Source organism: Deltaproteobacteria bacterium (assembly GCA_028818775.1).
In the GTDB taxonomy this organism is placed as follows: domain Bacteria; phylum Desulfobacterota; class Binatia; order UBA9968; family JAJDTQ01; genus JAJDTQ01.
Map to the genome: position 1 here is coordinate 23,256 of JAPPNE010000134.1, position 20,635 is coordinate 43,890.

A 20,635-nucleotide genomic window follows, 5' to 3' on the forward strand; every position below is an offset into this window, starting at 1 on the left:
TACACACGCGCGTGGATCAGTCCCACGTCCGCTTCGGCCGCCGGCGCGTCCGGCGGCCGGGAGTTCTGGATTCGGAAGGAAACCGTTACGACTGCGGCTCGATGAGCGACACCTCGCCGGTCTCCAGGTTGTAGCGCCGGCGCAGAATCCGGGTAAGGTCCGCGCTGAGGAACCGGAAGACCACGGCGGGCGGTTGCGCCACCTTCGTCGAGTGGATCTGGCCCGTCAGGTACGGATAGACGACGCCGGGCCCCAGCCTGTGGACCTCCTTGATGCGCAGATCGGCCCTGTCGGCGTTCCTGCCGTCATCGGTGCGCTCGTAGAGCGGTATTTCAGTGAGTCCCGTGTAGGCGCCGTAGACGACCCAGCAAGGCCCGTGGTCGTGGGGCGTGTTGCCGTGTCCTTCCGGATGGACGTGACCCATCTGGACGAACCCGTAGTCCGGATCCCGGTAGAGCTCTCGCGACGGGTCGGCGTCTCGGATGATCTCCGCTATCCAGGGATCATCCGGACTTGTGGACGCGATCATCCGCTCCATCGCCGCCTTCACCTTGAAGGGAAGATTCGCGTCGTTGCTGTCCTTCCAAAGCGCTCGGAGTTCCTCGATGTAACGGTCGAACGTGCTGCTGGTGGTTGCCGGATCGAGTGCCATTTTATACCTCCTCGTGTGAGTGCCTGCGACACCTGTTGCCAGCCGCAACGGCAAGGCGGACCGATTATACATAAACGTACCGGAGAATCATAGAGTCATCGCGAGCCAACTCGCAATCACAAATATCGACGCCATTATGTGTCATTGCCTTTTGGGCATTATTAGAAACGCCATCAGGAACAAGAAACCCGTGGCCACACCACCACCTTGACAACTCGAAACCATTCCAGGATCATCGGCGCTTCCGCGGCCCGGGTCCAGCGTGCCGGGAAATCGTTTTCAGAAGGAGTGCGAATGATACTGGCCATCGACAACACCGAAGCACAGGGACTACTGGATATGCGCACCACGTTGGACGCTCTCGATGAGGTCTATCGCGACCTCGGCACGGGAGCGGTCATCACCAGCCCGCGCATCGACCTCCTCACTCCCGATTCCTACGCGGACGACGACGGTAACACCCTACCGGGCGCCCATAACCTGAAGACCATGTCCGCGTCCACACAGAAGTACGCCATGATCCGTTTCCTTACGGACAAGCTGTTCTGGGAGGAGCGCCATGGCAACTATCGCCGGAACCGGACCCCCGGCACGCAACGGGCCCACAGCGTGACGCGCGGATTGCTGTTTCTGTTCAGCGTGGAGACGGGCGACCTCCTGGCCCTCGTCAGCGAGGGACACATACGCAACCTGCGGGTGGGCGCGGCCGCGGGGCTGGCGGCAAGGTATCTGGCGAAGCCCGGCGCCTCCAGCGTCGCCGTGCTGGGCACCGGCTTCATGGCGGGCGCCCATGTGGACGCCATGCTGAACGCGGTTGACGGCATCAAGTCGATTCGTGTCTTCAGTCCCAACCCCGAGCATCGAGAACGTTTCGTCGAGGACCCTCGGTGGGAGAACTGCCCCGACGTGGCCGCGGCGGACAGCGCCGAGGAGGCCGTACGCGGCAGCGATATCGTCGTCATTGCCACCAATGCCCTGACGCCCGTCATCCAGACCGGCTGGCTGGAGCCCGGCATGTACGTCTGTACCGTGCGGCACTGCGAGCTCGCGCCGGAGACCTTCGGCCGCTTCGACGTCCTCGCCGTCAACTCCAAGGAGAACCTGAGGCCGACGGCCTTTATCGCCAAGAATGCCAGCGGCCCGCTGCCGCAACAGGTCATGCTGGATATCGATACCGGGTATCCTCCCGGCAACGCGACGGAGATCGACTGGGGGCGGCTTCCGGACGTGCCTGACCTTCTGCTCGGGCGTCACCCGGGGCGAACGAGCCCCGATCAGATCACCTGCTTCAACAACAGCGTCGGCTTCGGGCTGCAGTTCGCCGCCCTTGCGGGCAAGGTCTATGAGGCGGCCGTGAGCGCGGGAGTGGGACGGGAGATCCCGGAGGAGATGTTTCCCGACCTGTTCTAGAGGTCGTTGAGCCGGTCTTTACGGGAGATCCCGTTACTCCCCTTGGGCACCGGCCGGAAAGTTCCAAGGAGCCGGCGGCGGCACTAGCGGCGTCTCGATGGGCTCGGTCCACAGATGCGGCCGGTCTGCCCCTTTCTCGATCAGGATCCACTTGAGCCAAGTCTCGTCGTCACGGTCGGGGTAGTCCTCGCGCAAGTGGCTCATGCGGCTCTCGCGCCGCAGCAGGGACGCTTCCAGCATGAGCCGGGCGGTTTCCACCATGCAGCGGGTCTCGCGCAGGCGCACGAAGCCGTGGACGTGGGCCGCGCGGCTTTGCACGCCGCGCTCGGCGATGGCGTCCAGTTCTTCCAGAGCCCGCCGCATGCGGGTTTCGTGCTTCAGGATGGAGACCTCGTAGGGGAAGATGAGGGACTGGAGCGCGCGCAGCAGGTCGTCGTCGCTCTTCTCGTCACCGCCGCTCCATTCCGCGGAGACTTCCGCCTTGACCGAACGCGCCTGCCCTTCGGATACCCGCGGCCCGTCGACCCGCCTGGCGTCGTCCGCGGCGCTCTTGCCGGCGATCCAGCCGGTGCCGTTGCACGCGCCGATGTGAAAGCCGGCGAAGTGGCTCGCGCAGCTTGCCTGCGCCAAGCCCGCGGCCAGGAGGCCCGGGACCGACGAGCGGCAGGCCGCGTCGGTCTTGATCCCCAGCTTGGTCATCTGGAACAGCGGGTAGTACTCGGTCCTGCCGAACATGTCGATGCGTGCCCGGTCGCCGAGCTTGCGGAAGAAGTAGTCCATCCACGCCACCGAACTTTGGAGGTATTGCCCGCGCTCTTCTTCCGGGATGAGGGACATGTCCAGGTAGAGAGGCGTTCTCCCCTCCTTCTTCTCCTGCACCATGGCCTTGCTCAGCGCCTGCACGTCGGCCCGGTCCGCCCAGTCGGGCTCGTAGTGTTCCATGAACGGCTCGCCCTGGGCGTTGACGAACCGGGCGCCGTCCTGGATGGCGAAGGTGATGCCCTCGAAGTAGAACTTGGGTGTCCCCGGCCGGAGATAGCCGAACTCGGCGTTGGTGAGCACCGCGCCCGCGTCGTAGGCCAGGTGGGTGCCGGTACCGGTGAGGTCCCGGACGAAGCCGGCGCGGAACGTGACGCTGTTGGTGGCCAGCACGGTGGCCCCGGCGCGCACGATGACGAACTCGCCGGTGCGGCCGTCCACGCCGAAGGCGCCGGTCACGCGCCCGCCGTCATCACGGGCGAGATCGGTGACGAAGACCCGCTCCAGCAGGCCCACGCCCTCGGCCTCCAGAGCCTTGCGCAGGCGCCAGCAGTACTCAAGACCGCCGCCGTCGGGCTTGAGCACCTTGGTGATCTTGAGGCCGCGCGTGGGCCGGCGGATGAACTGGCCCTCCTCCTTGGGGAACACGAGCCCCATCTTCTCCATCTCCAGCAACTGGAAGTGGGAGACCGACAGCACGTCGCGGATCAGTTCCTGCTCGGCGATCCACTCGTTCCCTTCCACGATGTCGCGTACGCAGGCGTCGAGGTCATCCTCGGGGGTCACCACCACCATCCAGGCGTTGGAGAAGGCGGTGTGCCCGGTGCGTCCCACCATGTGGGCGTCGAGCAGGATGACGCGCCCTTGCGGAAGGTGCCGCTTGGCGCTCAGCGCGGCCCAGAGCCCGCCGGCGCCCGCGCCCACGACGAGCACGTCCGTGTCGATGATTCTGCCGATGGTGTCAAGCATCTTCGGGTGGGGGAGAGAAGAAGCGCATCGCCGTGGCGGCTCTCGGGTTGGTCGGGCCGGCGTCGTGCGTCGCGGTTACCAGGGAAGCGGCCGGCGCCGCACGATGGGATGGACGTCGATGCACTGCACTGGGCAGAAGATCTCGCAGTTGAAGCAGGTGACGCAGTGCTCCACGTGCTTGAGCACCGGCACGAGCCGGCCGCCCTGCTCTTCCATGTGGATGATGTCCGCGGGGCACACCGGATCGCAGTCCCCGCAACTCGTGCACTTCTCGAGATCGATGTCGACGATCATTGTTTCGCCCGTGCGTCTGTGCGCCGGAACGCGGCCGCCCCGCGGTTACGAATCCAGCTTCAACAGCTTCGCCGCCGTGCCGCCCATGATCGCGTCCTTCTCGGCGTCGGTCAACGGCAACCCGCGGATGGCGTCGATGTAGTCCCTGAGCGCCGTCATGCCCTTGCCCGTGTCCGTGCTGACGCCGGTGAAGTCCTGGGGGTAGTCGGTGGCGAACACCATGCGGTCGGAGCGGATTCCCTGAAGGGCGCAGCCCAGGGCCACGGTGCCCCCTTCGAAGCCCGCCATGTCGAAGTAGAGCATGTCGAAGTAGTGCTCGAAGGGCTTGTCCAGGGTTCCGAAGCGGTAGGCCTTGGCCACCAGCCGGTCCTTCACGCCGGCGATGCCGCCGCCGAAGTGGCCGATGACGAACTTGAGCTTGGGGAAGCGCTCCAGCACGCCGCCGGCGACGATGCGGGTGGCGGCCACGGCCAAGTCCACCTCGCGGCCCAGGATGCGCGCCAGGTCGTAGTCCAGCAGCAGCCCGTAGCCTTCCGGCACCATGGCGGGATGGACGAAGATGGGCACGTCCAGCGCGCTGACCTTTTCGTAGAACGGGAAGAGCTGCTCGGAGTCCAGCGGCAGGCCGCGGAACTGGGAGGTGGTGGCGACGCCGTGAAGGCCCAGGTCCCGGATGGCCCGGTCGAACTCGGCCATGGCGGGCGGCCCGCCCAGGAGCGGGGCCTGCGCCAAGCCGACGAAACGCCCGGGATAGCGGTGCTGCAGCTCCGCCAGGCTGTCGTTGATGGCGCGGTTGTCCTCCAGAGTGGCGTCCCAGCCCAGCAGGCACGACAGCACCGACACGTCCACCCCGGCCTCGTCCATGTCCCGGAGCTGCATCTCGGCGTCGTAGAGCCGCGCGTGCATGGTCAGGCGCGGCACGCCGGTGTCGAGCTTGGCGAAGGACGGCGTCTCGGAATAGAGCCCGTGCTTCTGGGCGATCTCCCTGGGCACGTAGTGATGTTGGAAGTCGACGATCATGGGAATCCTCGCGTTGTTGGAATATCCCGTTGCCTGTTGTGGATGGTCCGCACCGTGGCTTGCGGCGGGAGCAACCATCAAAGGAGTCGCGAGTCCCGCCTACGGCGACGGCGAGTACCCCTTGTCCAGCCACTCGCCCAGGTCGGCACCGAACCACTCGGTGGGCAGCTCGCGACCGAGCCCTCTCTTCTTGCACTCCTGGTAGATCACCGCGCCGGCGGCGGCGAACTGAATGCCCACCCCGGTGTTGCTCTTGTAGTAGATGATGTCGTCCGCGCTCTTGCGGCCCGGGTTCTCGCCGATGAGAACCTGCCCCAGTTCGCAGATCTTGTCCCAGCCGATCTGGCCCTCGTCGATGAGGTCCAGCATCTCGCGCTGCTGGTTGTGCAGCGACGTCTCCTTGTTGTTGAGCACGATCAGGTCCGCCCGCGTGAAGGTGGCGGAGTCCGCCTCGGTGCGGCGGTGCACGCCGTCGGTGTTGACGATGGTGGTGACGAGCTGGCCGGGCACGAGCCAGTCGCCGTCGAACACCGGCGTGCTGGCGTTGGTGGCGCACATGACGATGTCCGCCCCCTCCACCACCGCCCGGGCGTTGTCCACCGGGCGCACCTGGATGTCGAGCGTGCCGGTCATCTCCATGGCGAACCGTTCCCGGTGTTCCTTGGTGACGCTGTACACGCGCACCTCTCTCACGTCCCGCACCGCGCAGATGGCCGCCAGGTTCTGCACCGCCTCGTTGCCCGAGCCGAAGAGCCCCACCACCCGGCTGTCCTCCCGCGACAGCGCACGCGTCGCGACGCCGGTGGTGGCGCCCACCCTTATCGCGGACAGGCTGAAGTCGTGAATGATGGCAAGGGGTTCCGCGTCCTCCAGGTTGAACAGCAGCACGAAGCCCCAACTCCGCCGCGCCGGATACGGATAGTCCATGCGCTTGAGCCCCTCCACCATCCGCTCCCGCACCACCATGGAGTCATAGCGCAACGCCGCCACCCCGGAACTCGGCACCGCGCCCGGAATGATGTTGGCCATGTAGCCGTCGGAGTCCCGGTCCGGCGGCACCTTGTAGCGCGTGCGCGGCTTGTTGACCGCGATCCCACGCGCCTCCTCGGCGAAGGCCCGCTCCATGTCGTCGATGATATCCTCCACGCGAAGCACCTGCTTCACGTCGGGATCGGTGATCAGCAGCATTGGCGTCTCTCCTTCCGACTCGGCGGGCTGTTTGCCGGAAGCGCACTTTCGATCCGGCGTTCCCCTCGTTGCAGCGAATCCCTTGCGGCGAATCGTTCTTCTCTATCAGAACCCGGCCCGCGTGACGAGGACGCTTCAGGCGGCCCTTTTCGACCGGAAGGGATTTCGGACACGGCGCTCGTGCAAGGGGAAGGGGAGCCGGACTTCGATTCCTGATCGTCACGCACCGGAGCCCATGCCGCGGCGGGACAGGTACAGGAAGAACGGCAGTCCCAGCGCCGCGGAGTACCAGAGCGTGCTCACGCGCATGATGCCGACCATCGCCATGGCGTGCGCGGTCGAATTGCCGGCGACGCCGGCAATAAACAGGGTCATGGTGAGTTCCTGACTGCCGATGCCCCCGGGGAGGAAAGTGATCGCTCCGGCGACGTTGCCGACGCCGAGGGCGGCGAGCGCCGCCCGTAGCGGCAGCTCTCCCCCGATCGCCGGCATGAGCACGTGCAAGGCGATGGCTTCCAGACTCCATGCAAGCAGGCTCAACGACAGGAGCTTGACGAGGTGGGCCGGCTCGAGCAGCAGCGCGACGTTGCGGCATACGGACAGCAGCAGCGCGAAGAGACGCGGTCTTCGGCGGTTGGTTGCCGCCCAGACGGCCTTGGTCGCGCGGCGGGCCCAGCCGGGCAGCGCCATGAGCGTCACCAGCACCGCGGCTGCAACCAGACACGGTGTCGCCAGCCAGGCGACACCCGGCCCTGCGCTGCCGAGACCCAGCCCCGCGCTGCCGAGAAGCAGGAGGGCGCAGAGATCGAGCAACCGATCACAGATCAGCAGCGGCAGCGTGCGGCGGTATCTCAAGCGCCACACGTGCCAAAGGACCCAACTACGCCACAGCTCTCCGATGCGTCCCGGCGTCAGATTCATCAGAAAGCCGCCGACGTAGACCGTCGCGAGGCCGGCGTTCCGGACACCGAGGCCCGCCGCGCGCGCCAGCAACAGCCACCGCGCGACCCGTACCGCAAAACCGACGGACGCAAAGGCCATGAAGGCCGGAACCACCCACCAAGGGGTCGCGGCAAGGATGAGACGCAGATCGACCCTGAATGCGAGCAGGGCCAGAGCCACCAGCCCATAGACACCCAACAGTACTCCCAGCCATCGACCTGCGCGCGACCGGAAGGCGTCTCCGGCGCCACGACTGCCAACGTCCATCTTCGGATGTACCTCAGTGCCAGACGGGAAGCTCGGCCCAGATGCGATAGCCCGAGAAGAAGGCGGCCAGCGCACTCCACCCGGTGGATTGGACCTGGCGAGCCGACGGCTCGAGCTGATCGCAAATCTCCAGAGCGCATGAGGCGAAATTGTCGCCCCGGAGCGCCACGTCGGCCAGCTCCTCGGTCAGTGAGTCCACGAGGCCCATGCCGAGACGCTCCAGGTCGAAGTCGCGCAAAAGATCATGCTCGTTGCGCTCCTGCCTGACCAACGGCCGCCCGAAAGATACGCCCCAGCCGAGGTGGTCCGCGATACGCTTGACCATGAAGCTCGCGAAGATGTCGTCGTACCGTCCCACGTTCGGCGACAGGAAGTACGCGGGAAGCACGGCGCGTGCCAGAATCGTGTTCTGCGAGTTGAAGGGACTCCGCGCGCCGGGAGCGAGGAAGAAGTTGTGGTCGAGGCGGTAGCGGATGACCTCGACGGGATGCGCGAGGCGGGTGGCGGCGTCGACGTCGGGATCGCCGAGCCAGAACCCCGCAGCGACGGCCACGGGAAGCGACATCGGCGCGCCGGCCACGGGCGCCGAGCCGTCGTCAAGGTCGGCTCGGGCAGCCATTCCGTACCCGCGCGGCACGAACTGGTAGTTGTTGGCCGTCGTGAGAAACCGGCAGACGTTGAACCACTCGCCGGCTTTCCCGTACGCCGGCAAGGTCAGACGCGCGCCGGCGGCCGCGCAGCGGGCGAAATAGTCCTGTTCGGCGATGAAGTTGTCGTCGTCGATGGTGACCACGGCATCCGCCCCGTCGCGCGCGGCCTTGAGGACGGCCACGTTGCGTCGCTGTATGCAGTTCCAGGGCAGATGATCACGGAGCGCCGGCCAAGGGGAAAGGAAAGCCTCCTGGGCGGCGGGGCCCAGGTACTCGCACTCGATGCCCGTGTCTCGGGCGAGTCGCGCGCAGTAGTCCGGCGTCGCCGCGCTCGTCGCCCGATCTCCGGCGACGTAGATCTTCACCGCTCGACCATGCGCGCGGGCGTCACGCGCATATCCGAGCAACGCTTCGGGGACATGGATGGTGGTCGTGATCAGTGCCGTCGCGGACAACGGCCGCTCCCTTCATCTGGCGCAACCATCAGACTGCGCGCGGGCCTTGCGCGGGTGGACAGGCCGATCCGGAAGTAGCGCAGGTACTCCGTGGCCGGCATGTGGGTCGTTCCCTCCCGGCGCCTGCGCCAGTGTGTCCGGACCTCGGCCACGCGCGCGCCGCATCGCAGCGGCGTGACCAGCGCCTCGAAGAAGAATGCATGGCCTGTCTCGCACCAAGCGTAGCGACCCAGTTCCGGGGCTCGGTAGAGCCTGTAACCGAAGGTCATGTCGGTCAGCCTGACACCGTAGAGAGCCGAGAACATCCGCTGAAAAAGCCAGTTGCAGATCCGCTTCAACGGCGAGTAGTCGCCGAAGCGGCCACCGCCGAGCCAGCGGGACGTGGCGACGATGTCCACGTCACCGTCGCCCGCGCGTTCGATCATCTCCGCCGCCGTTCCAGGGTCCGTCTCGAGATCGGCCGCCATGAGCAGTATCCACGGCGAATGCATCAGCGGGAAGCATTCTCGATTGGCGCCGCCCGCTCCGGGAAGCGTCCTCTGTTCGTGATGGCGAACGATGCCGGGATGCGCGGATTCCAGTTCGGCGACCACCGCCCGGCAAGCCGGAGTGGTACGCGGCGCGATGCCGATCATGATCTCGTGGATGGCGTCGGCGTTTTCGCGCAGCAGGGTGTCGACGGTTTCGCGCAGGGACCAGGTTTCATCGATGGCGGTGATGATGACGCCCACGTCGGGAAGATCGCGAGGCGGAGACTCAGCCATTTCGAATCATCGACTGGATCCAGCGATAGGTGGGAACGAGACCGTCCTTGAGCAGGGTGGAGGGCTCCCAACCGAGCACCTCGCGCAACAGAGTATTGTCCGAGTTGCGGCCGCGCACCCCCTGCGGACCGTCCACGTGATCGAGGGCGACGTCTCTCTTGCCGCTGATGTCGATGATGAGACTGGCGAGGCCGTTGATGGTGATCATCTCATCGGAGCCCAGGTTGAGCGGACCGGAGTAGTCGGACTGCATCACGCGCTGCAGGCCCTCGATGCAATCGTCGATGTAGCAGAAGCTTCGTGTCTGCAGACCGTCGCCCCAGATCTCGATGCTGCCGCCGTTGCGGGCCATGGCGACCTTGCGGCACAGCGCCGCGGGCGCCTTCTCCCTGCCTCCATCGAAGGTCCCGAGGGGTCCATAGATGTTGTGGAAGCGGACGATGCGGGTTTCGATATCGAAATCCGCCGAGAAGTACTCGAGCGCGCGTTCCGTGATGAGCTTCTCCCATCCGTAAGCGTCCTGCGGCGCCGCCGGATAGGCGTCCACCTCTCTCAGTGGCGCCAGGTCTGTCCGGGTCTGCATCGAATCCGGGTAAACGCAGGCGGACGAACTGAAGAGGTACCGGCGGACACCGTTGGTCCGCGCCGCATCCAGCGTATGGAGGTTGATGAGCGCATTGTTCCGCAGAACGCGGGCGTGGTTGGACGACAGGTACCCCATTCCGCCCATGTCCGCTGCCAGGAGCATAGACCGCGTCGACGTCTCTCGTGGCCCGAAGGCAGTTCTCCCAACGCCGCAGATCGAGCAGCTCGAATTCGTCGGCGTCGGAAACGGTGAACTCCGGTCGTTTGATGTCCACGCCTCGGACCCAGTACCCGAGCCCCTTGAGGTGCGTGACGAGGTGGTGGCCGATAAAGCCGCCGGCGCCGGTCACGAGAAATCTGTTCATATCAGTTGCTTCTCGGCTCAGGGTCGGGGAAAACGCTGACGCAACAGGGCCTCCGTTCGCCGATCGCCAGGCAGGGGGCAGCGCAAAGGGATGCAGCCTCTACAATGAGTCGGCACCATGCCAAACTCTTGCTCCGAAAACAAGCGACTGCGTCGGCGACCCGTACGCATGCCCCTCGCAAGCGACTACTATTCTTTCCGGCGCAGGATGAACACGCCTCGCTTCACGGGCAAGGGCGCAAAGGCGTGCCAATTCACCTCGGGCCGCTGCGTCGGATAAGGATGGACATCCAGCTCCGCGGCCACGTCATAGCCCGCTCTGACCCGTTCCCAATAGTCGTTTCGCAGCCTTCCGAAACCGACGATCCAGTCGGGAAGGCGCGCTCCGAGCCGGAGGTAGGGCGCATTCAGCGCCTCGATCCTGGCCCGCGGCAGGGGCGAATTCTCATCCAGCATACAGCAGAACAGCACACGGTGACCGGTGGTGAAGATCAATGCCTCTCGATCGGCAAAGCCCGGCACGTGCACCAGGTCGTCTTGCTCGGCGTGAGCCAGCAGATAATCGGAAACCGCCCGTATGGAATCCCGGTACGGCCGATGGACTTCGCGGACAAGCTGAAAAAGATGAAACCCGAGCGTGCGTTCGCCGGTGAACAGGTTGGTGACGTTGAACGGCCAGGCCCCGGCGCTGCTGAACAGCAGAACGGCGGCCACGGCCGCGCCCGCGAGCGCGGACTTGCGCCATAGCCACTCGGCGAAGAGCCCTTTCATCGCCAGCAGCAACGGCAACGCCCCCACGTAGTAGCGCAGATCGGCGACCGGGTTCAGCCAGATGGGCTGCACCGACAGCATCGCCGAACACAGCGCAAACAGCGCGCCGAACAGGACGATTCTTCCCGTCGCCGCCAGCGGAAAGTCGTCTCCAGACATCCCCCTGGAAACGGATGCGTCATCGTCCGCCCGCCGCCGGGACGCCCCGACCGCCTGCTTCCGTCGCGCTTGCCAGGCGAGCAGGACCGCGCCCGCAAACCACAGGAACACCGGCCACGAGATCCAGTCGGCGGTGAACAGCTCGCGGACGTATATCCAGATTCGTTCGAAAAAGATGACCAGAGCGGGGCTGTCTCCCAGATAGGGCTCCGGCGCCTGGCCGGCAAACCCCATGAAGCCGCTGCGCTCGCCGCCGACGGCCCCCAGCCAGTAGAGGTAGGCGGCGCCCGCCGCCACCACCGCGGCGCCGCCGAAAGCGAACAGCGCCCACTCCCGGCGAGTGGTCTCGCGGGCGCGAAAGAGCGCGTGATACGCCGCAAGCGATAGCATCGCCGCCGCGCCGCCCGCGTAGTGGTTGAAGAACGACAGCGCGGCCACGACCGTGACGGCCGCCAGGTACGCCGGATGCCGGCTCCGCCAGTAACGCTCGTACAGGTAGAAGACGAGCACCAAGGTGAGCACCATCACCGAGTAGTAACGGGACTGGCGAAAGTACAGCAGCAACTGGGGCGACAAGGCGACGAACGCGAAGACGAGGAGCCTCGGTCGCGGGTGGTTGGGCAGATGCTGGCGCAACAACAGGAAGAACACGCCGAGGGCGACGATTCCCATCAAGGCGTGGACCACGCGCGCGCCCGTCTCGTTGATGCCGAACATCGCGAATCCGGCCGCGTTCAGCACGTACATCAGGGGAGGCAATACGTCGCGCAGCTCTTCGTTCAGCATCCGGCCGTTCGTGCCGCCGACCAGGTTGCGTCCGTCCCAGCCGACGGTGCTCCCCTGTTGCAGCAGGGTCTTGCCGAAAAAGGCGGCGGGCGCCTCGTCGTGCCACAGCGCGGCGTAATCCAGATTGACCAGACACAGGTACGCGGCGACCAGCAGCAGGGCCATGCACGCTGCGTCATGGGGCGCGGCGCGCAGCGGCGTTGCCGGGTCCGGCGGGCTCGCCCCCACGATCTCGCGTTTCAGGGCGGCCCGGCCACGACCGAGGGAGAGGAGGAGCAACTCCTGGAGCCGTTTTCCAAACACGACGCTACCAGCCGGTAGACGGTGACAGGGAGGAACGGTTGAGTTCGGCCGCCGTCAACTTCTCCATGTTCTTGCGAAGATAGGCAAGAGTATCGGGATCGTGTTTTGCGTAACACAGCAGGGGCAATCGCAGCTCACCGGAGATCGGCGGCCATTTGATGTGTGCAGTGGGCGGCCTTTGCAAGTTGACCGTCAAGAGCGCCCGGAGGCGATCGGCAGCGAGCAGGTTTTCACTTTGAGTCACGAGACGCAGCCGCTCGTAGTAGCGGTTGAGCCGCTCGTCGGCAAGGCGCGCTTCACCGGCGGCGATGCTCTCCAGGTAGCCGTCCGGCAGGCGGCGAATGATGTGGGCGGGACGCGTGTTGAGTCCTCCCGGCAGTCGTGCCTGGAGCACATCGCTGTACCCGTAGATGTCGATCAGCCTTTGATCCGTGCGCGCAAAGAAGGGAGCCATTCCCATGTCGCACAAGTGAATGACTCGCGCCCGGGAACGGGCGACAATCTTGCCCAGCCTCGCACTGGGATGGTCGGGATAAATGTCGACCGCACCGCGCCGGAAAGCGATGTAATTCGCCACACTGGTCCCGCGATGATACGCCGCTCTCTCGTCGGCAATGCCACCGGCCTCGACCGGGTCCGCCTTGTGGTAAGAAGGAGGCGATGTGAGCGGCGTATGCGGCAGTCCGACCATCCATATGACGGCAAATACGGCGGGGCCGAACGGACTCTGCCACCAGGCGAGCGGCGGCGGGGAGGGAGATGCCTCGCCCCGTGGCCTTGGACCCACTCCGCGGGATGGCCGCGCGCTTGCGCGCCCGGCGAGCCGTGACCGTATTGCCGTCGTGATCTCCTCCCACCGATCGACGATGACGATAACCGCCAGCAGGTATGGATAGGTGAAGAACCGCCCACCCATGTAGTCGGCGCCCGTGTACAGCGTGTAGAGCAGGTGCAGGATCGCACCCGAGGCGAGCGCGCGCGAAGCACCGTTGCGGGAAGCCAGCCAGACCAGTGCCGCGAAGACAATCGGCAGGACCGGCGCGTCGTTGCTCAAGGTGAAGAGATAGTAGTGAAGGCCGTTTTGCAGCGCCGCTGCCTGGGAGAGCCCGCCGCCAAGCTTGTTGTACGCCGTCATCGGCAACGGAAAGCCGAAATACAGCAGCGAAAACGCCGTCCAGGCCGCCAGGGGCAGCAACAGCAACAACATCGCCCGGGCCGGAACCGTCCAAGGACACGACCGCCGCGTCACCCATAGCGCGTAAAGCAGTGGCGGCCAGACGATCAGGGAGAAGTCGTGGCGGACTATCGGTGCGAGACCGGCCAGGGCGGCCAGTGCAAGCAACGCCTTGCCCGGCGAGTCTCCCTTCTCCCCCTGGAACTGCTTCCAGAAAATCAGAAACCCGATCAGCACCGCGTGACCAAGGGGATTGTGAAGCCCCGACCAGGTAAAATCCATGTACGAGTTGGACGCGGTCAGAAGCAGCACCGCGGCCGTCCATTTTAACGGTGTTTCGAGCAGCCGTGCCGACAGCGCGAGCACGGCGCCGTTCAGGACAATCGCCTGCACGGCGAAATTGACGAAGTAGTCCGCGGTTAACAGCCGTCCGAATCCGGTCAGGAAGAAACCCGCGACACTGGTGAAGAGCTGAATCCGTTCATGCGGATTCCAGCGCAGGCCATTGCCTGCGAACAATTGCTCGACCTGCCGGGCGGTGATCCAGGCGTCGTCGGACAACCAGGCGTTCTTGAAGAATACGAAGGCGAACAGCACCCCGGCGCAGGCCGCGGCCACCATGACCCATCGGGATGATGTCCGCGGGGCATACCGGATCGCAGTCGCCGCAGCTCGTGGACTTCTCAAGGTCGATGTCGATGATGGTGATGATGGTGAAGCCAACAGTCCCATTGTCTATCAAATCCATGGCGGCGTGACGAACCACACGCCGCAACGCGTCTTGCCGCCTGCCGCGCCCCTCTGGTACACTCCAAACCGTGACGCGATCGGCGCCCGACCGTCACGCCCGCATGGCCAACCACGAGCCGTTAGCTCAGCAGGTAGAGCATCTGCCTTTTAAGCAGAGGGTCGCCGGTTCGATCCCGGCACGGCTCACCAATAATTTCAGTAAGTTAGACGGTTTGGGAGTAAGGCGAAGAGAGAATAGTAAGCATTAAGTAAGCAAGAGAGCCTTAACGATATCGTCTAGGGTGGTTCCCATTACCGCCGCGATGAGCAAACACTCCCTGTTGTGGGAAGCCTTGCAATCGCAGACCACATGTAGTATGTGCAAGGAGGTGTACGGAGGAGGAGGGTTTTCCTTATGAGTTTTCGTGAAGTGCGAGAAGACTACACCAGGATCAACAAGTCTATGGATCCAATCGAGTCCAAGTTAAAGGACATTGAGATTGCCGTCTTGCGGGCCAAGGTCGCTGAACTGGAAGGCGAGCTAGAAAAGGCGGTAGAATCGCAGCCGGTTCCATCCTTCCAGCCGTTCCAAGCTCCGAAACTGCCGAACTACTCGGCCGCGCTGGCCGGGACGTCGCCGAAGCTGCCGCCCGCTCTCTCTCAGTTGGCCAAGTCGTTCAAGCCATTCGATGATTTGGCCAAGGAATTCTCCAAGTCGTTCAAGCCATTCGATGATTTGGCCAGGGAATTCTCCAAGTCGTTCAAGCCATTCGATGATTTGGCCAAGGAATTCTCCAAGTCGTTCAAGCCATTCGATGATTTGGCCAGGGAACTCTCCAAGCCGTTCAAGCCATCGCCGGGTGTTTCCGCCTAGTCTTCCGGTTCGAATAGACCTGCCAACCCCGCCGCTTTGGTAACGTCCATTCCGCCGCCCACTAGGGATTGAAACGCCCTGGCCCTTCCTTGCACGTCCGATGCATGGAGCCCGGACAGGTCCAGGGTGACGGATTGCTCTAGCTTCTCTGACAGTTCCGCCGCTACCAGTCGCGCCACGGGATCAACGCTCCCATGTAGGAACCGCCGCCATGCTTCGCGGCTTGCCGTGCCTTCACCCTTGCTCACCAGTTCCACGGGAACCCCGCAAGCGGAGAGAATCGACAACGCCGCGTCACTCCGTAAGGTGACTTCCGACAATGGCGGATCGGCCCCTAAGCGCCGGGGTTGCCAGTCGGTAGCAGGGCTTGCCGTTATCCCTTTTCCCGCCCAATCCTGGACCGTGCTAGGGACTAGGGCTAGCTGGCCCGCAAGATTCCGTAGGCGAGCTTCTAGCCCGGTTCCTTCCCCGGATTCTGTAGGGGTCGGAATTACCGATCCGTGAACCCCGCTAGCTTCCTCGGAAAGCCGCTTCTCTAGGTAGCTCAACAGTTCGGCGGAGATGCTCGCCTTAGAGACTGGACTACGGCCCCGCCACGGTTCGGCTGGATCACAAGCATAGCGGAAGTGTAGGACGCTATCCGCCCGGAGCTTCCGCGTGAAGGATTGAGACGGCCCGCTAATGTGCGCTTCATACTCCCAACCTTCCGGCCCTCCGGTAACAGTCCAGGACGCAGCGGGCAACAGCACCACGGCCCCGCCCACTACCTTGATTTGAAACAAGCACTCACCACGGCGGATCAATTGCCGTCCGATCATTTCCAGCACTGCCGGGGTTACGCTTGCCGTCTCTCTCGTGTCCGGGTTCACCACGGCGCTAGCGAAGGCACGGCCCCAAAGCCCGCTGGCAGTCTCTACAGCCGCCACGGCTTGAATGTCCGCCACGCCGCCGGCAGCTCGCGCAACTATCGTGTCAACGGCTAGGTCCGTTGCGCTGGTGCGCGTCTCTAGTCCTGATTCTTCTCGCTTCCAAAATTTCCAACTCATCAAAAGCCCTCTACGGCGCGTGTAGCCGCTCGCACTCGATAACCCACCAACGGTTGCGCCCTTCCTCGACTAAGCCACGCAAAAACCACGATTCGCCATCCTCGCCTATTAGGTGGATGGCGTCATGGCTGTACTTGTCCGCGAATTCCCTTAACCCTACGCGCACGGTTGAGGCAGGGTCTAGAGGGTCCGTTACTTCCACCACGGGCCGGGGTCTGATTACGTAATCCCGCCGTGCTACCTGGACAAACTCAAGGATTCCCCGGTTTGTCGTTTCCCGCTCTTGCAGGGTGTCGCTTCGCCTATGCGCCCATAGCGTCTTTTCCCCGGCAATCTCTGGCCCGGTCCCTTCGCCAAACTCGTTTAGCCCTTGTCTGTGAAGGCGTAGGGTTATCCGCCGGTCCATGAGCACCCTAGACACCCTCCAAGGTGTCAAGGCGGCTCCTAAGCGCCACCAGTTCGCCCTGGACAGCCGCTAGGGTGTCGGCTTGCTGTTGCAGGGCCGTCAGGATTGCGTCCGTTCCGCCGGTTGGTGTGGTGGTTTTCCCGGCAGTAATCACGGACGCGCCCCTAACGATCCACGGGCCGACTAGTGCAGCCGCCCCGCTGTTTCTCCATGCCGCGCTGTAGCGGGTTCCATGCGGGCTTTCCGGTTGATCGAACAGGTACGCCACAACTCTAATCACGGCTTCGGTTCTCACGGCTTCGGGAGCTTCCGAAGCGTACAGGTCCACCAGGGCAGACCCCACGGCCATAAGGCGCGTTAGTTGTGTCTCTAGTTCGGTTGACAACGGCGCGTCTAAGCGCAACGCCGCCGCCACGGTTTCAGTGGTTAAAGTATCCATCGGTAAAACTCCAAATCTTCGGCCCCCGGATCATCCCGCCGTATGTCAACGGCTAGGTTGTTCGCCACAAGGCTTTCGGCTTCGTTCTGCGCGTCCTCTAGCGTCAAGCCATCGGCTGTCAGTTCATCAACAATTTCGTCAAACGTCTGTCGGTTCTTGGCGCGTAGGCGCGAAGCCTTATCGTCAAGCTTGCGGAGCCTTGTCAAGAAATCCTTGCCGAACAGTTCTTCAAGCTTCAAGAGAATGCCCGCCCCGCCGAACATGGTTAGGCGAGTATGAAGGCGGCTCTTTTGCGTCCAGACGGCGGTTTTGTACGCAGCCCGGTTGACCAGGCTTAGCTCGTATAGAATCGCGTCTTTGATCCGTCTGATTTGCACTCCCGGATTTCCTGGCTCCGGGAACAGCGTTTCCGCTTCGGGAACCGTTAGCTTTGGCGGAATCCGAAAGCCCGGAGACACCCCGCCTATGAGCTTGTTCTTGAACAGCCGCAAGACTTCGCGCTGTAGCTCCGTTTGGGTTTCCGGGGTCGGTAGTCGTGCCTCGAACAACAAGCCTTCCTTTGTGTCTTGCAGGTCCAGGGTTCCGGCAAGCTTAGAAGCCAAAGGGTCTTGGAACCGATGCCCATAGAGTAGGGTGATTTCCCGCTCTGGATCATTCACGGCAAAGCTAAACGCCTTCGGGCCGAATTCCTCTTTACGGATCGGCCCCCGGTCGGCAATCGTGGTCCTCGATTCATAGGGAAAGAACCCGCGTATGAACTGCGTCAATCCTTCCCGCCGGGTTTCCAGGTAGTCAGCGGGCAACACTACGGAGCCCGCCGCTACGTCGAAATCTCGTGTTTCCAGGGTTTCCATTACGCCAGTTTGAAAGCGTGCCTTACATAGCCATCGGCCCGGATCACTTTGAAGTTCATCAACATGACGGCGGTTAAGACGATTTCACCCGTGCTCGCTTTGGTCACGTTGTCGTAAATGATCTCGATTCCATCCCATATCGGGCTTACCGCGTGGCGATGCTCTAGGCCCCTCGCAATTACAGCTTGCTGCACATTGCTTGCCGGATCGGGAACATGGGCAGACACCCGAACCCCGCCGCTAATCCTCATGACGCTATCAAGCGCCGAATCATCGGCATTGTTGCCCCGGTAAAGCCCTGACATATGCCCGTAGGTTTTCGGCCCCACTAGGAGCTTGACCCCGCTGGCGTCCATTGCATAGACGCCATCAACCGCGTCAAAAATCGTCTTGCGGTAGCTGCCGAAGGTTTCCGTTGACCCCGCCGTTGGATCGTTTCCGAAATCGGTTAGGCCAGCGGCCATTTTTGCCACGATGTACTTGTCAAGCCCGGAGCTAAGCGCGTCGCTAAGGTTCATCCGTAGCGCCGAATCCATGCCCGCGAATAGGGCCGCATCTTCACGGCGGTAAAAGAAACTCGCTTGAATCCTTCGCGGCTTCAACACGTCCGAAGTGAAGGAACCTGTTGTCTCCGTCACGCTGGCCCCGGCGTCAACGTCTCCCGCCGCGTCATCATTGGTCAGCACAGGGTAAACCGCTTCGCCTACGCCTACAGTCGGCATGTCCACGCCGCACCACGCCGCCGCCGAATTCGGGAACACTGCCGGAATGATCGGGCTTTGGTTCGCGCCTACGTCTGACGGCGCTGGCGTATAAGCCCGCTGGATCAGCGCCAGCGGAACCCGGTTTCCCGATAGCCCGAAGTGCTGTTGTAGCTCCCTTGTGGCCCCGTCTGTCTGGCCCTGGCTAATCACTGCGTCGAAGATTTCCCCGACACTGGCCCTTGTAATCAGCCCGTCCAGTTCCCGCGATTCTGGATCACTCCGGGTTTCAATCCCGGTAGCGTCCGGCTCCGCGACAATCGCGGCCCGTAGCTCGCCCTCTAGGTTCGCCGCCCTCGTGGTGAGCTTCTTTAGTTCATCCCGATCCGCGTCCGTCTTTTCGTCCTTGTCCAGAATGCCGTTAATGCTTCGCGGATTTCGGAGTGTTCCAGTTCGAGTTTTTGCTTTCGTGTCATCGTTCGTATTACCTTTCTTACGTTCGTAATTCATTGACTAGTTTTCGCCATGCGTCACGTCTAGGCTTTGGGTTGTTCCTGGCATGACGCGCCCTGTTTTCGTCCGCTGTCTTGTTTATGTGGCAACCTGGACAAAGGCTTTGCAGGTTGTCCAGGTCCCAAGGTTCCCCGCCCAAGTGCAAAGGCTTGATGTGGTCTACCTCGAACCGGCCCGCCGCCCTCTTGCACTTGCAACAGCGCCAGCCGTCACGGTCCAGCACGGCCCGCCGCACCAGCCGCCAGCGGCTAGGCGAATCCTTCCGGGGTATGCCGGTTATCCTCATGTAGTTGCCCACTAAGCGGCCCTCACAATCCGTATTTGCGGCTCCGCTGGTTTCGGCATTGCCAACCGCCGCGCACCTTCGGCCACGGCAAGGATTCCCGCCGCCGCCGCATCATCCTTTGCCCGTTCCCGCCGTCCGCCCTGTGTGGCTTTGGCTAGCTTCTCGTTTCCGGCTGGATCGGCCACCGTCCGGGCTTCACTCATGGCGCTTCGCAGTAGCAGGGATTTAACCGGCGTCACCTTGCCCTTGAGAACGGCCCGTCTGAACCTGTCCACATCTTCAGCCCCGTCCTTGAAGCCCTGGCCCCGGAGGATCAATTCGGCCCGTGGGAAACTCACACTAGCTAGATGCTCCCGTAGCCGATCTTCCGCGTACCGATCCGCGACTATCACGCGGGGTCTGCCCCAACGCTCTAAGCAAGTGTCCAGGAATCGCGGAACGTCCGGGGTATGGGTTCCTAGCTGGATCAACTCGCCCCGCTTGAACATCTGGACGTAGGCGTTTCCTACGCCGTCACGTAAGCCCCGCTGTTCAAGGGAAGGTTCGCTAGGAAAGCACGCTAGGGCTTCCAGACGGCCCGTGGACGGCCAGAACGCGGCCCCGGCTGTCATGGCACTAGCGCCGCCCAAGTCTACGCCGAGCACGTAATCCTCGGCCCGCTCCGCGTCACCCTCGCAGCTTTCCCAAACCCCGGAATCGAGTAACAGGTTTTCCACCACGTCACTTGTTCCCAGGTTCAGCCGTAGCGCGTCGAATTGAGCTAGCAAGCTAGGGTCTGTCTTGGCGTCGCGGGCTTCCTGTCTAATGCGTTCCTCTAGGGTCGGCATCCACGGCAGAGAAGGATTAGCCCGAAGCCAAGTCTTGTGTTGAAACTTGGGGTCTGTATCCCTGGCGGAGTGACATTGCGAGTATTCGGCCCCGCCGTCTAGGAGCTTTTGAAACCAGTGTGTTTGATCCTTCGGCGGGTTCCAAGGGCTATCAACCGACAACCCGGAATCTTGCCCATTGCGGTTCTAAGGGCGGAATAGATTGCGTCCCTTTGGCTTGCCTTCCACTGTGCGGGTTCATCCGCCAGCACGAGAAGCGGAGCCAGCCCGTGAAGTGTGTTGGCGTCAGCACCACGGCAGACTAGCTTAGCTCCCGTAGGCTTGTGCTCAATCACGGCCCGTTGGGCAGTATCCCATACGCGCCATGTTCGCTTGTCCTGTAGCTGTTCGCCTAGAAAGGCTTTGGCGTGGTCAAAGATGATTCGGGATTGATCGAAGCTTGCCCCGA

15 protein-coding genes, 1 tRNA gene and 1 pseudogene are annotated in these 20,635 nt (G+C 63.4%); 3 read left to right on the forward strand and 14 right to left on the reverse strand.

All coding sequences use genetic code 11. The annotated features are described in order from the left end of the window. Positions 1-85 precede the first annotated feature (85 nt). The gene (locus OXU42_14545; protein ID MDE0030611.1) at positions 86-652 is read right to left on the reverse strand and encodes a hypothetical protein; all 567 of its coding nucleotides are present in this window, start codon (positions 650-652) and stop codon (positions 86-88) included. A 294-nt stretch (positions 653-946) separates the two neighbouring features. Here OXU42_14545 and OXU42_14550 point away from each other — a divergent pair, with 294 nt between their 5' ends. Next, positions 947-2,062, forward strand: coding sequence for an ornithine cyclodeaminase family protein (locus OXU42_14550; GenBank protein MDE0030612.1), 1,116 nt, complete (start codon positions 947-949; stop codon positions 2,060-2,062). A 33-nt stretch (positions 2,063-2,095) separates the two neighbouring features. Here the strand turns inward: OXU42_14550 and OXU42_14555 are convergent, their stop codons facing one another. The 10 genes and pseudogenes from OXU42_14555 to OXU42_14600 form a co-directional block, all read right to left on the reverse strand. Then, positions 2,096-3,790: an FAD-binding protein gene (locus OXU42_14555; GenBank protein MDE0030613.1), complete on the reverse strand. Its 1,695-nt coding sequence runs from the start codon at positions 3,788-3,790 to the stop codon at positions 2,096-2,098. 75 nt (positions 3,791-3,865) lie between these two features. Continuing rightward, the gene (locus OXU42_14560; protein MDE0030614.1) at positions 3,866-4,084 is read right to left on the reverse strand and encodes a 4Fe-4S dicluster domain-containing protein; all 219 of its coding nucleotides are present in this window, start codon (positions 4,082-4,084) and stop codon (positions 3,866-3,868) included. 45 nt (positions 4,085-4,129) lie between these two features. Next, complete coding sequence (locus tag OXU42_14565; protein ID MDE0030615.1) at positions 4,130-5,104, reverse strand: amidohydrolase family protein; 975 nt, start codon at positions 5,102-5,104, stop codon at positions 4,130-4,132. 99 nt (positions 5,105-5,203) lie between these two features. After that, positions 5,204-6,292, reverse strand: coding sequence for an ornithine cyclodeaminase family protein (locus tag OXU42_14570; protein ID MDE0030616.1), 1,089 nt, complete (start codon positions 6,290-6,292; stop codon positions 5,204-5,206). Between the two features lie 219 nt (positions 6,293-6,511). Next, a complete protein-coding gene (locus OXU42_14575) occupies positions 6,512-7,432 on the reverse strand; it encodes a flippase-like domain-containing protein (GenBank protein MDE0030617.1) in 921 nt (306 codons plus the stop codon). A gap of 82 nt (positions 7,433-7,514) precedes the next feature. Further along, the gene (locus OXU42_14580; GenBank protein ID MDE0030618.1) at positions 7,515-8,606 is read right to left on the reverse strand and encodes a hypothetical protein; all 1,092 of its coding nucleotides are present in this window, start codon (positions 8,604-8,606) and stop codon (positions 7,515-7,517) included. Then, positions 8,588-9,370: a glycosyltransferase gene (locus tag OXU42_14585; GenBank protein ID MDE0030619.1), complete on the reverse strand. Its 783-nt coding sequence runs from the start codon at positions 9,368-9,370 to the stop codon at positions 8,588-8,590. The genes OXU42_14580 and OXU42_14585 overlap by 19 nt, the downstream gene beginning before the upstream one ends. Further along, a pseudogene (locus OXU42_14590) lies at positions 9,363-10,320 on the reverse strand (NAD-dependent epimerase/dehydratase family protein). The gene OXU42_14585 and the pseudogene OXU42_14590 overlap by 8 nt, the downstream one beginning before the upstream one ends. A gap of 188 nt (positions 10,321-10,508) precedes the next feature. Beyond that, positions 10,509-12,200, reverse strand: coding sequence for a glycosyltransferase family 39 protein (locus OXU42_14595; GenBank protein ID MDE0030620.1), 1,692 nt, complete (start codon positions 12,198-12,200; stop codon positions 10,509-10,511). A gap of 142 nt (positions 12,201-12,342) precedes the next feature. Next, positions 12,343-14,133: a hypothetical protein gene (locus tag OXU42_14600; protein MDE0030621.1), complete on the reverse strand. Its 1,791-nt coding sequence runs from the start codon at positions 14,131-14,133 to the stop codon at positions 12,343-12,345. 242 nt (positions 14,134-14,375) lie between these two features. Between OXU42_14600 and OXU42_14605 the strand changes: the two genes are divergently transcribed. Both OXU42_14605 and OXU42_14610 read left to right on the forward strand, forming a co-directional pair. Beyond that, a tRNA-Lys gene (locus OXU42_14605) sits at positions 14,376-14,451 on the forward strand. Positions 14,452-14,656: 205 nt separating this feature from the next. Continuing rightward, a complete protein-coding gene (locus OXU42_14610) occupies positions 14,657-15,115 on the forward strand; it encodes a hypothetical protein (GenBank protein ID MDE0030622.1) in 459 nt (152 codons plus the stop codon). A 1,459-nt stretch (positions 15,116-16,574) separates the two neighbouring features. On the opposite strand, the gene OXU42_14615 is transcribed toward OXU42_14610, so the two are convergent. From OXU42_14615 to OXU42_14625, 3 genes are read right to left on the reverse strand one after another with little or no spacing between them, the layout of a single operon-like run. Beyond that, on the reverse strand, positions 16,575-17,006 hold the full coding sequence (locus OXU42_14615; protein MDE0030623.1) for a hypothetical protein: 432 nt from the start codon (positions 17,004-17,006) through the stop codon (positions 16,575-16,577). Further along, on the reverse strand, positions 16,994-17,860 hold the full coding sequence (locus tag OXU42_14620) for an HK97 family phage prohead protease (protein ID MDE0030624.1): 867 nt from the start codon (positions 17,858-17,860) through the stop codon (positions 16,994-16,996). Before OXU42_14620 ends, OXU42_14615 begins: the two co-directional genes overlap by 13 nt. Then, positions 17,860-19,071: a hypothetical protein gene (locus OXU42_14625; protein MDE0030625.1), complete on the reverse strand. Its 1,212-nt coding sequence runs from the start codon at positions 19,069-19,071 to the stop codon at positions 17,860-17,862. Before OXU42_14625 ends, OXU42_14620 begins: the two co-directional genes overlap by 1 nt. Between the last annotated feature and the right edge of the window lie 1,564 nt (positions 19,072-20,635).

What these genes read in the sequence shown, in the direction of transcription:
- OXU42_14545 (MDE0030611.1), bottom strand. Translation starts at nt 652, where the DNA reads ATGGCACTCGATCCGGCAACCACCAGCAGCACGTTCGACCGTTACATC.
- OXU42_14550 (MDE0030612.1), top strand. Translation starts at nt 947, where the DNA reads ATGATACTGGCCATCGACAACACCGAAGCACAGGGACTACTGGATATG.
- OXU42_14555 (MDE0030613.1), bottom strand. Translation starts at nt 3,790, where the DNA reads ATGCTTGACACCATCGGCAGAATCATCGACACGGACGTGCTCGTCGTG.
- OXU42_14560 (MDE0030614.1), bottom strand. Translation starts at nt 4,084, where the DNA reads ATGATCGTCGACATCGATCTCGAGAAGTGCACGAGTTGCGGGGACTGC.
- OXU42_14565 (MDE0030615.1), bottom strand. Translation starts at nt 5,104, where the DNA reads ATGATCGTCGACTTCCAACATCACTACGTGCCCAGGGAGATCGCCCAG.
- OXU42_14570 (MDE0030616.1), bottom strand. Translation starts at nt 6,292, where the DNA reads ATGCTGCTGATCACCGATCCCGACGTGAAGCAGGTGCTTCGCGTGGAG.
- OXU42_14585 (MDE0030619.1), bottom strand. Translation starts at nt 9,370, where the DNA reads ATGGCTGAGTCTCCGCCTCGCGATCTTCCCGACGTGGGCGTCATCATC.
- OXU42_14595 (MDE0030620.1), bottom strand. Translation starts at nt 12,200, where the DNA reads ATGGCCCTGCTGCTGGTCGCCGCGTACCTGTGTCTGGTCAATCTGGAT.
- OXU42_14600 (MDE0030621.1), bottom strand. Translation starts at nt 14,133, where the DNA reads ATGGTGGCCGCGGCCTGCGCCGGGGTGCTGTTCGCCTTCGTATTCTTC.
- OXU42_14610 (MDE0030622.1), top strand. Translation starts at nt 14,657, where the DNA reads ATGAGTTTTCGTGAAGTGCGAGAAGACTACACCAGGATCAACAAGTCT.
- OXU42_14615 (MDE0030623.1), bottom strand. Translation starts at nt 17,006, where the DNA reads ATGGATACTTTAACCACTGAAACCGTGGCGGCGGCGTTGCGCTTAGAC.
- OXU42_14620 (MDE0030624.1), bottom strand. Translation starts at nt 17,860, where the DNA reads ATGGAAACCCTGGAAACACGAGATTTCGACGTAGCGGCGGGCTCCGTA.
- OXU42_14625 (MDE0030625.1), bottom strand. Translation starts at nt 19,071, where the DNA reads ATGAATTACGAACGTAAGAAAGGTAATACGAACGATGACACGAAAGCA.